The following is a 13264-nucleotide window of genomic DNA, read 5'->3' on the forward strand; positions in this document are numbered from 1 at the left end:
ACCTCCCCGGCCGCCCGCGCATTCGGCGCGGCGCCCCCGGACCCACGATGATGGATGAGCGGCACGTCGCCGCCCCCGCCCACGCGCAAGGAAGCCCATGACGCACGCCCTCCCCTACTTCGAGGACTTCGCCCCCACGACGGGCCCCGCCCGACGTCCCCGTTCCTGCCTGCACTCCGACGCCCCGCGGATCGTGCTGAACGGCGACTGGCGGTTCCGCCTCTCCCCCACGCCGCGCGGCCTCTCCGACGAGATGGCCGACCCGGCGTTCGACGACTCCGGCTGGGACGAGATCCCCGTGCCGAGCCACTGGGTGCTCGGCCAGGACGGCCGCTTCGGCCTCCCCGCCTACACGAACGTGCAGTACCCGTTCCCGGTCGAGCCGCCCTACGTGCCGGACGAGAACCCCACGGGCGACTACCGCGTCGAGGTCGACGTGCCCACCGACTGGGAGTCGCTCGAGCGCGTCGTGCTCCGCTTCGAGGGCGTCGAGTCGGCCTTCAAGGTGTGGCTGAACGGCGACGAGGTGGGCACCGCGATGGGCTCGCGCCTCTCGCACGAGTTCGACGTCACCCCGTTCCTCCGCCCGGGCGTCAACGTGCTCGCCGTGCGCGTGCACCAGTGGTCCATCGCCAGCTACCTCGAGGACCAGGACCAGTGGTGGCTGCCCGGCATCTTCCGCGACGTCACCCTCCTCGGCCGCCCCCAGGGCGGCATCGACGACGCGTGGACCCGCGCCGAGTACGACCACGAGACGGGCGCGGGCACCGTGCACGTCGAGGTCGACGCCGAGCCCGCCGCGTTCCCCGTCACGTTCGAGGTGGAGGACCTCGGGATCCACGTCACCTGGGACACGCCCGACGACGTCGCCCCCGTGCACGTCGACCGCGTCGAGCCGTGGAGCGCCGAGAGCCCCACGCAGTACCAGGGCTTCCTCCGCACCAACGTGGAGGCGCTCTCCATCCGCCTCGGCTTCCGCACCGTGCGCATCGAGGGCGACCGGTTCCTCGTCAACGGCCGCCGCGTGGTCTTCCACGGCGTCAACCGTCACGAGGCCCACCCCGAGCGCGGCCGCGTCTTCGACGAGGAGCACGCGCGCGCCGACATGCTGCTGATGAAGCAGCACAACGTCAACGCGATCCGCACCAGCCACTACCCGCCGCATCCGCGCGTGCTCGACCTCGCCGACGAGCTCGGCTTCTGGGTCATCGACGAGTGCGACCTCGAGACGCACGGCTTCGAGTTCGGTGGCTGGGTCGGCAACCCCAGCGACGACCCGCGCTTCGCCGACCACTACCTCGACCGCATCGAGCGCACGATCGAGCGCGACAAGAACCACCCCTCCATCGTCATGTGGTCCCTCGGCAACGAGGCGGGCACCGGCCGGAACCTCGCCGCCATGTCGGCGTGGGTGCACCGCCGCGACCCCGGCCGCCCCGTGCACTACGAGGGCGACTACACGGGCGAGTACACCGACGTCTACTCGCGCATGTACTCGAACCTGCAGGAGACCGAGTCCATCGGCAGCGACGCGATCCCGGGCGACCTGCTCGGCTGCACGCCCGGCGAGGGCATGCGCCAGCGCACCAAGCCCTTCATCCTCTGCGAGTACGTGCACGCCATGGGCAACGGCCCCGGCCAGATCGGCGAGTACGAGGACCTCGTGCTGCGGTACCCGCGCCTCCACGGCGGGTTCGTGTGGGAGTGGCGCGACCACGGCATCCTCACCGAGACCGCGGACGGCGAGGCGTTCTACGCGTACGGCGGCGACTTCGGCGAGGTCGTGCACGACGGCAACTTCGTGATGGACGGCATGGTCCTGCCCGACGACACCCCGACGCCCGGCCTCGCCGAGTACAAGGCCGTCGTGCAGCCGATCGCGTTCCGGCTCGAGCGGGAGGGCGGATCCGCGTCCCTCGACGTGGAGAGCCGGTACCACTCGATCTCCACGGCGCACACGAGCCTCGTCTGGGTGCTGGCGGTCGACGGCGACGACATCGCCACGGGCGTCCTGGACGCCGAGCCCGTCGCGGCCGGCGACACCGTCCGGATCCCGCTGCCGGCCGACGCGCTCGACGCCGGCGACCCCGCGGCCGGCGGCACCGAGGGCTCTGCGCCCGAGGTGTGGCTCACCGTGCAGGCGATCCTCCGCGACGACGAGCCGTGGGCCGAGGCCGGCCACGTCATCGCCGTCGAGCAGTTCGACCTCACGCCCGCGCCGCGCCCCGCCGTGCCCGCCCGCTGGCTCGACGCCGACGAGGAGACGTACCCCGCGTCCGGTGCCACGCGCCTCACCCTCGGCGACGGCGAGTTCGACCTCGCCACCGGCCGCCTCGTGCGGCTCGGCGGCCTCGAGGTCGACGGCCCGCGCCTCGAGCTGTGGCGCGCGCCCACCGACAACGACCGCAGCGACAGCAGCGGCTCCTACGAGCTGGCGGATCCGCGCCTCACCTTCGGGAAGGGCGTCCCCGGTCCGTCGAGCGAGGCGCGTTGGCGCCAGGCCGGCCTCGACCGGTTGACCCACCGGGTCCGCTCGGTGAAGGTCGGATCCGGCTCGCTCACGGTCGTCGTGCGCACGAGCGCTGCGCAGTCCTTCGACTCGGTCGACACGACGTACTGCTGGACCGAGGGCGCCGACGGCGCGCTGGACGTGCGCGTCGACATCATGCCGAGCGCCGGCTGGGCCATCACCTGGCCGCGCGTCGGGATCCGCATCGACCTGCCCGCGAGCGTCACGAACGCGGAGTGGTTCGGCACCGGCCCGTTCGAGTCGTACCCCGACTCGCGCCGCGCGGCGCTCGTCGGCCGGTTCTCGTCGCTCGTCGACGACCTGGGCGCCGTGTACTCGCGGCCGCAGGAGACCGGCCACCGCAGCGACCTGCGCGAGCTCGAGCTCGGCACGTTCGACGGCGAGCGCGGCATCGTGATCGAGGCCCGGCCCGACACCGCGGGCCGCCGCCCCGGCTTCACGGCCTCGCGGCACACGCCGCAGGAGCTCGACCGGGCGGCGCACCCGCACGAGCTGCCCGCCAGCGAGGCGGTGCACCTGTACATCGACGCCGCGCAGCACGGGCTCGGCTCGCGCGCGTGCGGACTCGACGTGCTGCCCGAGCACCAGCTGTGGCCCTCGGCCCGCACGCTGGAGCTCACCCTCCGCAGCCGCTGACGCGGGAGCGGGACCGGGTCGCCCGTCCGGGCGGCCCGGCGCACGCCCTCCTCCCCCGAGGGCGAGCAAGCTGGAGACGACGGCGTCCGATGGCGGGCGCGAGGAGGACGCATGACCGACACCACCGAGCAGGGCACCGCGGGCACCAACTGGGCCGGCAACTACGCGTACCGGGCCCGGGAGGTCCGCACGCCGACGAGCGTCGAGGAGCTGCGGACGATCGTCCGCGAGGCGACGCGCATCCGCGTCCTCGGCTCCCGCCACTCGTTCAACGACATCGCCGACTCCGAGGTGCTGGTCTCGCTCGCCGAGCTGCCGGCCGACCTCGTGATCGACCGCGACGCCAGCACCGTCACGTTCTCCGCGGGCCTCGCGTACGGGAAGCTCGCGGAGCTCCTCGGCGAGGAGGGCCTGGCGATCCACAACCTCGCGTCGCTGCCGCACATCTCGGTCGGCGGCGCCATCGCGACGGCGACCCACGGATCCGGCATCGGCAACGGCAACCTCGGCACGGCCGTCACGGCGCTCGAGATGATCACGGCCGACGGCGAGACGGTCACGTACCGCCGCGGGGACGACGACTTCGACGGCGTCGTGGTGGGCCTCGGCGCGCTCGGCGTGGTCACGCGCGTGACGCTCGACGTGGAGCCCGCCTACCTCGTGCGCCAGCGCGTCTTCGAGGGGCTCAGCTGGGACGCGTTCGACGAGAACCTCGAGGACGTGTTCGGCGGCGCGTACAGCGTCAGCGTCTTCACGCGCTTCGGCGAGGCCACCGACCAGGTGTGGCTGAAGAGCCGCGTGCAGCTCGGCGTCGACGGCCAGCCCGAGGACGAGGTCGTCATGGCCGACTACTTCGGGGCGCCCGCCGCGACGGAGGAGCGCCACCCGATCCTCGGCATCGATCCGGTGAACAGCACGTCGCAGCTCGGGGTCGTCGGCCTCTGGTCCGACCGCCTCTCGCACTTCAAGATGGGCTTCACGCCGAGCGACGGCGAGGAGATCCAGTCGGAGTTCCACGTGCCGCTCGACCGGGCGGTCGAGGCCGTGCGGGCGCTGCGCGACATGGGCGACCGGATCCGGCCGATCCTCCTCGTCTGCGAGCTGCGCGCCGTCGCCGAGGACAGCCTCTGGCTGAGCCCCCAGAACGGGCAGGCGACCATCGGCCTGCACTTCACGTGGAAGCGCGACCAGGAGGCCGTCGAGGCGCTGCTCGTGGAGCTCGAGGCGGCCATCCGGCCCTTCGGCGCCCGCCCGCACTGGGGCAAGGTCTTCACCGCGACCGCGGCCGACATCGCCCCGCTGTACCCGCGATCGGGCGACTTCCTGGCCCTCGCCGAGCGCCTGGATCCGACGGGCAAGTTCCGCAACGCCTGGTTCGAGCGCTCGCTCCTCGGCTGATCCGCATCCGCCGCTGACCGGGACCGCACCCGGGATCCGCGACGCGCCGACGCCCGCGTCCGCGCGCCGCGGATCCCGGGTCGGCGCGGAGAACGGCGCGTAGGGTGAGCAGCATGTCGCCCGAGACCTCCTCCTACGTACCTGCCCCCGGGCGGATCACGATGTTCTCCACCACCTGGTGCGGCTACTGCCGCCGGCTGAAGTCGCAGCTCGACCGCGCGGGCATCGGCTACGACGAGGTGGACATCGAGCAGGTGCCCGGCACCGCGGAGCTCGTGGCCGCCATCAACGGCGGCAACCAGACCGTCCCCACGGTCCTCTTCCCGGACGGCTCGTCCGCCACCAACCCGTCGCTCGCCGACGTGACCGCGAAGGTGGCCTGACATGCAGCACCACGACCTCAGCGAGATCCCCGACTTCCTGGCCGCGTGGATGCGCGAGCAGCGCTGGTTCGCCTCCAAGGGCACCGAGCCGCGCCTCGAGCGCATCGGCGGCTGGAGCTTCAGCGACGAGGGCTGGTTCGCCCGCATCGAGACGCACCTGATCATCGACCACGGCAGCGCGAAGCCCGTGCTGTACCAGGTGCCGCTCACCTACCGGCAGGCGCCGCTGGAGGAGCTGAAGCCCTTCCACATCGGCACCACCGTCGAGGACGACGGCGTCGAGCTGCACGTCTACGACGGCCCGCACGACCCCGCGTACGCGTGGGCGCTCATCCGCACGATCCTCGACGACCGCGAGGCCGACGTCGACGAGACCTCGCTCGGCGCGACCGCGCGCGGCCAGCGCCAGCCGGGCGTGGAGATCGCGACCGTCGTCGGATCGCACGTGCTCTCGGGCGAGCAGTCGAACACGTCGATCATCTACGACATGGTCTCGGCCGACGGCCAGGCCATCAACCCGATGATCGTCAAGGTGTTCCGGGCGCTGCACCACGGCGAGAACCCGGACGTCGTGCTCCAGTCGGCCATCGCGGGCGCCGGATCCCGGCTCGTGCCGCAGACCATGGGCAGCGTGCTCGCCGAGTGGAGCGACTCCGGCCGCGAGGAGGGGCGCGCCATCGGGCACGTCGCCTTCGCGCAGGAGTTCCTGCCCGGCGTCACCGACGCCTGGCGCGTCGCGCTCCGCGCCGCCGAGGCCGACGCCGACTTCCAGGCCGAGGCCCGTGCTCTCGGCGAGGCGACCGCCGACGTGCACGCCACGCTCGCCGCCGCGCTCCCCACCGTCGAGGCCACGCCCGACGTCATCGAGGGGATCATGGTCAGCTTCCGCCGCCGTCACGCGACGGCCGAGCGCGAGGTCCCCGAGATCGTCGCCTTCCACGACGCCATCGCGAGCGTGTACGACGCCGCCGAGAAGGGCGTGTGGCCGAAGCTGCAGCGCATCCACGGCGACTACCACCTCGGCCAGGTGCTCTCGGTGCCGAACCGCGGCTGGGTCCTCCTCGACTTCGAGGGCGAGCCGCTCCGGCCGATGCACGAGCGCTCGCTGCCCGACGTCACGCTCCGCGACGTCGCCGGCATGCTCCGCTCGTTCGACTACGTTGCCGGCTCCTACGCGCTCGCGCACCCCGGCAAGTCGGCCGCCGCATGGGCGTCCGCCGCCCGCCGCGCGTTCGTCGACGGCTACATCGCCCGCTCGGGCACCGACCTCCGCGCGAACCGGGCCCTGCTCGACGCGTTCGAGATCGACAAGGCCGTCTACGAGGCGATCTACGAGGTCCGCAACCGGCCGGGCTGGCTGTCGATCCCGCTGCAGGCCGTCGCGCGCCTCGCCACCCGCTCGAGCACGCTCGGGGCGGCGACCACGCCGGGCGCGACCGGGCCGCGCGAGGCCGGGCCGATCAGCTCCTGATCCGCGGGGACGGCCGGGCTCCGGTCGTCCCCCGTCGGTAGGCTGGCGGGATGACCGACCCCGCCGTCCCGGCCGTCTCCTCCCCCGCATCCGACTCCCCCTCCAGCCCTCCCGTCGCGGACCAGCGCCCCCTCGAGCGCACCTTCCACGGCGACACGTTCGTCGATCGGTACGAGTGGCTGCGCGACAAGGACGACGCCGACGTGATCGCGCACCTCGAAGCCGAGAACGCGTACACGGACGCGGCGACCGCGCACCTGGAGCCGCTGCGCGAGGCGCTCTTCACGGAGATCAAGGACCGCACGCAGGAGACCGATCTCTCCGTCCCCGTCCGCGAGGGCGACTGGTGGTACTACGCGCGGACGGTCGAGGGGTCGCAGTACGCGATCCGCTGCCGCCGTCCCGTCGCCGGTCCCGACGACTGGACCCCGCCCGCCATCGAGCCCGCGGCCGATGGCGCCGCGACGCCCGGCGAGCAGATCCTCCTCGACTCCAACGTCGAGGCCGACGGCCACGAGTTCTTCTCGCTCGGCGCGTTCGAGCTGAGCCCCGACGGATCCCTGCTCGCCTACTCGACCGACACCGAGGGCGATGAGCGCTTCACGCTCAAGATCCGCGACCTGTCCACGGGCGAGGACCTCGCCGACGAGATCCCCGGCACCAGCCACGGCGCCACCTTCTCGGCGCACGGCGACCACCTCTTCTACGTCACGGTCGACGACGCCTGGCGCCCCGACACCGTGTGGCGCCACCGCGTCGGCACGCCCGCCTCGCAGGACGTGAAGGTCTTCACCGAGCCCGACGAGAGCTTCTTCGTGGGCTTCGGCATGACCCGGAGCCGCCAGTACCTCGTGATCGAGGTCGGGTCGAAGATCACCACCGAGGTGCTGCTGCTCGACGCCGGCGATCCCACGGGCACGTTCCGGCCGGTCTGGCCGCGCCGCCACGGCGTTGAGTACGACGTCGACCACGCGGTCATCGACGGATCCGACCGGCTCCTCATCCTGCACAACGACGGCGCCACCAACTTCGAGCTGATCGACGTGCCGGCCGACGACCCGACCTCCACCACCGACCGCCAGGTCGTCATCCCCCACGACGACGAGGTGCGCCTCGAGGACGCCAGCGCGTTCGCCGACCACGTCGTCGTCTCCTACCGCCGCGAGGGGCTCACGCGCGTCGGCGTGATCCCCTTCGACCGCGTCCTCGACGGCGAGCAGCTGCACGAGATCGCGTTCGACGAGCCGATCTACACGGTCGGCACAGCGGGCAACCCCGAGTTCGCGCAGCCCACGATCCGCCTCGGCTACACGAGCCTCGCGACCCCGGCCACGACCTACGACTACGTGCTCGCGACCCGGGAGCTGCGCCTCCTCAAGCAGCAGCCCGTGCGCGGCGGGTACGACCCCGACGACTACGTGCAGACCCGCGAGTGGGCGACCGCGGAGGACGGCACGGAGATCCCGCTGTCGGTCGTCTACAAGCGCGGCCTCGTGCACCCGGGCACGCCCGCGCCGCTCCTGCTCTACGGCTACGGCTCCTACGAGGCGAGCATCGACCCGTCGTTCTCCATCGCACGGCTGTCGCTGCTCGACCGGGGCATGGCGTTCGTCATCGCGCACGTGCGCGGCGGCGGCGAGATGGGCCGCCGCTGGTACGACGAGGGCAAGACGCTCACCAAGAAGAACACCTTCACCGACTTCGTGGCGGCGGCCGACCACCTCATCGCGCGCGGCTGGACGAGCCCGGAGAAGCTGGTGGCCGAGGGCCGCAGCGCCGGCGGGCTGCTGATGGGCGCGGTCGCGAACATCGCGCCCGACCGGTTCGCCGGGATCCTCGCGGGCGTGCCGTTCGTGGACGCCCTCACGAGCATCCTCGACCCGTCGCTGCCGCTCACCGTGATCGAGTGGGACGAGTGGGGCGACCCGCTGCACGACCCCGAGGTGTACGCGTACATGAAGTCGTACACGCCGTACGAGAACGTGCGCGAGGGCGTGGAGTACCCGCGCATCCTCGCGGTCACGAGCCTCAACGACACGCGCGTGCTCTACGTCGAGCCCGCCAAGTGGACGGCCCGCCTCCGCGAGGTCGGCGCGCCCGTGCTGCTGCGCACCGAGATGCAGGCCGGCCACGGCGGCAAGTCGGGCCGCTACGACGCGTGGCGCGAGCGCGCGTCCGACTACGCGTGGGTGCTCGACGTGGCGGGGCTGGCGTAGGGCTGGACTCCGCGAGATCTCCGCGGCCGCGCTGCCCGCTGTCGGGGCGCGCAGCGCGGCAGCGTCGCAGCGCTTCACGTCGCTGGGGTCACCGCTACTTCCCGCGCTCGGAAAGGGACGCGATGAGGCACCTCTGTGGAGTCCCCGGTCTGATCCGACGGGCTCGTTCCGGCCCAGGAATCGGCTACCATTGAGGCAATCGACCCCCTCCCAAGCCTCTCCACGATGCTCAAATGGGAGGGGCCTTTTTCTTTCCGAGGGGTGCGATGAAGCCCTACCTGTCCTGGCACGATCAGACCGCTCTGATGGTAGGCCGTGGCCTGATCGTGCCCGACGAATCGGACTGCGCCCGGTTCCTGGCGGCGCACAACTACTACCGCTTCTCGGGGTAAGCGCGGTACTTCCAGACGGCTCCCCATCTCGGCGACGACGACTTCGTGAGCGGGACGGCGTTCGACGACGTCCGAGGGGTCTACGTCGCCGACGACGCACTGCGCGATTCTCTCGTCCGGCCGCTCGCTCAGGTCGAGCTCCTGCTGCGGTCGCATGTCGCACATGTCATCGGTCGCGAGCACGGCCCCTATCAGGCGTATCTCGAGCAGGACTTCTACACGGATGTCGGAGGTCGAGAGGCCACCGTCGAGTCCTGTCTCCGGGACATCGACCGCAGCAAGGACCGGCACATCCTCCGCTACCGCGGGCACGCAGGAGAGGACTCCGACTACAGCCGGCTGCCGGTGTGGTCCGCTGTCGAGGCATGGTCGTTCGGGACCCTGTCCAAGGCGATCGAGCGGGGAGCACAAGGAACCCTCGCCGACTCCGTCGCGACCAGCATCGGTGTGGCGAAGGCCGGATTCGCCTATCGCGTGAGGGCCTTCGTCTACCTCCGCAATCGCTGCGCGCATCACAACAGGCTGTGGAATCACTCCATCGTCGATGCCGGACCGACGCCGAACAACGTGCGGACCAAGGCCAAACGGATCGCGGGCCAGTTCGGCCCTCGATCGGTGCTCGACGTGATCGCGTCGCTGGATGACATGATCACCCGCGCCGACGTCGCCGTTCCTCTCCTACCGATGCTGGTCGAGACCCACGAGCGGGAGGGCCGATTCTGGCGGGGTCTGGCTGCGCCCGAAGGGCCGACAGATCACGCAGACGGTCCGAGATGACCGTCTGATTCGTCGTCCCCCGACCGTGGGCTCGCATGACGCATCGACCTCATCGTCGCCTCGGGACGTCTCGGCCTCGCTGCTCGACCCGGCGGGCGCGACGCGTCTCCCCTAGGGTGGATCCCTGACACGGGGTGCCCACGAGGGCTGAGATGAGACCCGTCGCACCTGATCCGGTTCGCACCGGCGGAGGGATGTCACCATGAGCGCTGCGCGCCCATCCACCCAGGAGATCACCGGGACGGGGTCCGCTTCGGCGGATCTCCTCCACCTGCTGCGGGAGCGCGTGCCGCTCGTGCAGTGCATCACGAACGCCGTGGTTACCGGCTTCACCGCGAACGTCCTCCTCGCGCTGGGCGCCGCGCCCGCGATGACGGACGTGCCGACCGAGGCGGGGCCGTTCGCGCGCATCGCGTCGGGTCTGCTCGTGAACCTCGGCACGCCGCACGCGGAGCAGCGGGAGGCGGCGGTCGAGGCCGCCCACGCGGCGCGCGAGGCGGGCACGCCGTGGGCGCTGGATCCGGTCGCCGTCGGCGCCCTGCCGGTGCGCACGCGGCTCGCGCACGAGCTCGTGGCGCTGTCGCCGACGATCGTGCGCGGCAACGCGTCCGAGATCATCGCGCTCGCGACCGGCGGCGCGGGCGGCCGCGGGGTGGACGCCACCGACGAGGTGGAGGCGGCGCTCGACGCCGCGACGCTCCTCGCGCGCACCTACGGCACGGTCGTCGCGGTGTCCGGGCCGGTCGACCACCTCACGGACGGGACCCGCCTCGTGCGCGTGCACACGGGCGACGCGCTCCTCACGAAGGTGACCGGCGGCGGCTGCGCGCTCGGCGCCGTGATGGCGGCGTTCGCGTCGACGGATCCGGATCCGCTGCGGGCCGCCGTCGCCGCGACGAGCGTCTACACGATTGCCGCGGAGATCGCCGCCGCGGGGGCGCGCGGGCCCGGGTCGTTCGCCGTCGCGCTGCTCGACGCGCTCGATGCCGTCACGCCCGAGCTGGTCGCCCAGCGCGAGCGCCTCTCGTGAGCGCGCTCGACCTCTCCGTCTACCTCGTCACCGACCCCGCCCTGTGCGGCGCGCGCGGCGTGCCCGCGGTGGTGTCCGCGGCTGTGGCCGGCGGGGCGACGGCCGTGCAGATCCGCGACAAGCACGCGAGCGCGGCCGAGCTGCTGGCGACCGTGTTGGCCGCGGCGGACGCGATCGACGCGCACGCGGCCGCGCATCCGTCCGCGCCCCGACCGGTGCTGCTCGTGGACGACCGCGTCGACGTCGTCCTCGCGGCCCTCGCCCGCGGCGCGCGGGTGGACGGCGTGCACGTCGGCCAGTCCGACGTCCCCGCCGACCTCGTGCGCGCGATGCTCGACGCCGCGAGCCCCGACCACCGCCTCGTCGTGGGCCTCACCGCGAACACGCCAGCGCACGTGGAGGCGGTCCGCGCGCTCCCCGCGGGCACGGTCGACTACCTCGGCGTCGGCGTGATCCGCCCCACGAGCACCAAGCCCGACCATCCGGCGCCGCTCGGGCACGACGGGTTCGGGATCATCGCGGGCCTCTCCCCCGTGCCGTGCGTCGCGATCGGCGGCGTCGACGTGGGCGACGTGGCCGCGATCGCGGCGGCGGGCGGCGCGGGCACGTCCGTCGTGTCGGCGATCTGCGCGGCCGAGGATCCGGAGGCGGCGGCGCGCGAGCTGGCGGAGGCGTGGGAGCGGGTGCGGGTACGCGCGGGCGCGAGCGCGGGATCCGCTGGAGACGCGCGCGCGGCGGAGTCCGACGCGGCGGAATCCGACGCGACAGAGCCCGGCGCCCCGGCCGCGGATCCCGCCGATGCGGCGAGCGCCGAGCCGGCCGGCGACCCCGCGGCGGGCGACCCGACCCGCGTCCCCCGCGTCCCCCGCGTCCCCCGCGTCCTCAGCATCGCCGGCACGGATCCGACGGGCGGCGCGGGCATCCAGGCCGACCTCAAGTCCATCGCGGCGAACGGCGGCTACGGCATGGCCGTGGTCACGGCGCTCGTGGCGCAGAACGCCAGGGGCGTGCGGGAGATCCACGTGCCTCCCGTCGCGTTCCTCCGCGCGCAGCTCGACGCGGTGTCCGACGACGTCGTGATCGACGCCGTGAAGATCGGCATGCTCGGCTCGGCCGCGGTGGTCGACGAGGTGGCCGACTGGCTGCGGGCGGTGCGTCCGCCGGTGGTGGTGCTGGATCCGGTGATGGTCGCGCAGTCCGGCGACGCCCTCCTCGACGCCGACGCGACCGAGGCCCTCCGCCGCCTGCTGCCGCTCGCCGACGTCGTCACCCCGAACCTGCCCGAGCTCGCGGCGCTCCTCGGCGCGCCCGAGGCCGAGGGCTGGGACGAGGCGCTCGCGCAGGGCCGCGACCTCGCGGGTCGCCACGGGGTCCGCGTGGTCGTGAAGGGCGGGCACCTCCGCGCCGACGACTGCCCGGACGCGCTCGTGACGCCGGGCGCGACGTCCGCGGATCCGGCGGTGGACGTCGTCGCCGGGCCGCGCATCGCCACCACCAGCACGCACGGCACGGGCTGCTCCCTCTCGAGCGCGCTCGCGACCCTGCACCCGCGGCGCGGCGACTGGCTGGTCGCGCTCACGGAGGCGAAGGGCTGGCTCACGGGATCGCTCGCGCACGCGGACGACCTCGACGTCGGATCCGGCGCCGGCCCGCTCGACCACCTGCGCGCGCTGTGGGACGCGGCCGGCACGCACGCGGGATCGATCGCCGCGGAGATGTGGGCGGGATCCGCCGACCTCCGCCGCGAGATCGACGAGCTCGCCTTCGTCCGCCGCCTCGGCGACGGCACCCTGCCCGAGGCGTGGTTCTCCCACTACCTCGCGCAGGACGCGATCTACCTCCGTGCCTACTCGCGCGTGCTCGCGCGGGCGAGCCAGCTCGCACCCACGCCCGACGCGCAGGTCGTGTGGGCGCGGGCGGCTGCCGACGCGATCGCCGCGGAGTCGGCGCTGCACGCGGAGTGGCTGTCGCGGCACCCGGCGCCGATGGTCGCCGGGCCGGTGACGCGCGCCTACGTCGACCACCTGCTCGCGCACGCCGCGTCGAGCGACTACGCGGTGCTGGTCGCGGCGCTGCTGCCCTGCTACACGATCTACGCCGACGTCGGCACGCGGCTCCGCGCGGCGGGCGCGGCGGCGACGGCGTCCGGCGACGCGCATCCGTACGGCGCCTGGCTCGCGACGTACGCGGATCCGGCCTTCGCGGAGGCGACCCGCCGCGCGGGCGAGCTGGTGGACGAGGCGGCCGTGCTCGCGGGTCCCGCCCGGCGCCCGGCGATGCTCACGGCGTCCCTCCTGTCTTCCGCCTACGAGCGCGACTTCTTCCGCGCCCCGGAGGCCCTCGGCTGATCGTCCACCGCACGGGCGCCCGGAGCCTGGGGACGCCCGGCCGCGTTCCCAGCCGCCCCCGCGGGAGGATGCCCGTGCCCCGA

Annotated in this window: 8 protein-coding genes, 1 pseudogene and 1 riboswitch; all 9 genes and pseudogenes read left to right on the forward strand. The window is 73.2% G+C overall.

Annotated features, from left to right (window positions below):
• Positions 1-97: 97 nt before the first annotated feature.
• The 9 genes and pseudogenes from ACU4ZT_RS11100 to thiD all read left to right on the forward strand — a co-directional run bounded on the left by ACU4ZT_RS11100 (position 98) and on the right by thiD (position 13181).
• The gene (locus ACU4ZT_RS11100; RefSeq protein ID WP_445337177.1) at positions 98-3166 is read left to right on the forward strand and encodes a glycoside hydrolase family 2 TIM barrel-domain containing protein; all 3069 of its coding nucleotides are present in this window, start codon (positions 98-100) and stop codon (positions 3164-3166) included.
• A 111-nt stretch (positions 3167-3277) separates the two neighbouring features.
• Positions 3278-4564, forward strand: a complete 1287-nt coding sequence (locus ACU4ZT_RS11105) for a D-arabinono-1,4-lactone oxidase (protein WP_063070630.1) — start codon at positions 3278-3280, stop codon at positions 4562-4564.
• Between the two features lie 113 nt (positions 4565-4677).
• Positions 4678-4947, forward strand: a complete 270-nt coding sequence (locus ACU4ZT_RS11110) for a mycoredoxin (RefSeq protein ID WP_063070631.1) — start codon at positions 4678-4680, stop codon at positions 4945-4947.
• Position 4948: 1 nt separating this feature from the next.
• Positions 4949-6418 (forward strand): maltokinase N-terminal cap-like domain-containing protein, encoded by a 1470-nt coding sequence (locus tag ACU4ZT_RS11115; protein WP_445337178.1) that lies wholly within the window; start codon positions 4949-4951, stop codon positions 6416-6418.
• 50 nt (positions 6419-6468) lie between these two features.
• The gene (locus ACU4ZT_RS11120) at positions 6469-8634 is read left to right on the forward strand and encodes a S9 family peptidase (RefSeq protein WP_445337179.1); all 2166 of its coding nucleotides are present in this window, start codon (positions 6469-6471) and stop codon (positions 8632-8634) included.
• A 266-nt stretch (positions 8635-8900) separates the two neighbouring features.
• Positions 8901-9026: a hypothetical protein gene (locus tag ACU4ZT_RS11125; RefSeq protein WP_270981037.1), complete on the forward strand. Its 126-nt coding sequence runs from the start codon at positions 8901-8903 to the stop codon at positions 9024-9026.
• Between the two features lie 39 nt (positions 9027-9065).
• Positions 9066-9803, forward strand: a pseudogene (locus ACU4ZT_RS11130) (Abi family protein); the annotation flags it as partial.
• A gap of 120 nt (positions 9804-9923) precedes the next feature.
• A riboswitch (TPP riboswitch) is annotated at positions 9924-10015 on the forward strand.
• Entirely contained in the window at positions 10006-10833 is an 828-nt protein-coding gene (thiM, locus tag ACU4ZT_RS11135; protein WP_445337180.1) for a hydroxyethylthiazole kinase, read from the forward strand. Its footprint overlaps the riboswitch before it by 10 nt.
• Positions 10830-13181: a bifunctional hydroxymethylpyrimidine kinase/phosphomethylpyrimidine kinase gene (gene thiD, locus ACU4ZT_RS11140; protein WP_445337181.1), complete on the forward strand. Its 2352-nt coding sequence runs from the start codon at positions 10830-10832 to the stop codon at positions 13179-13181. Before thiM ends, thiD begins: the two co-directional genes overlap by 4 nt.
• Positions 13182-13264 lie beyond the last annotated feature (83 nt).

The sequence above is a fragment of the Clavibacter davisi genome (assembly GCF_052751415.1).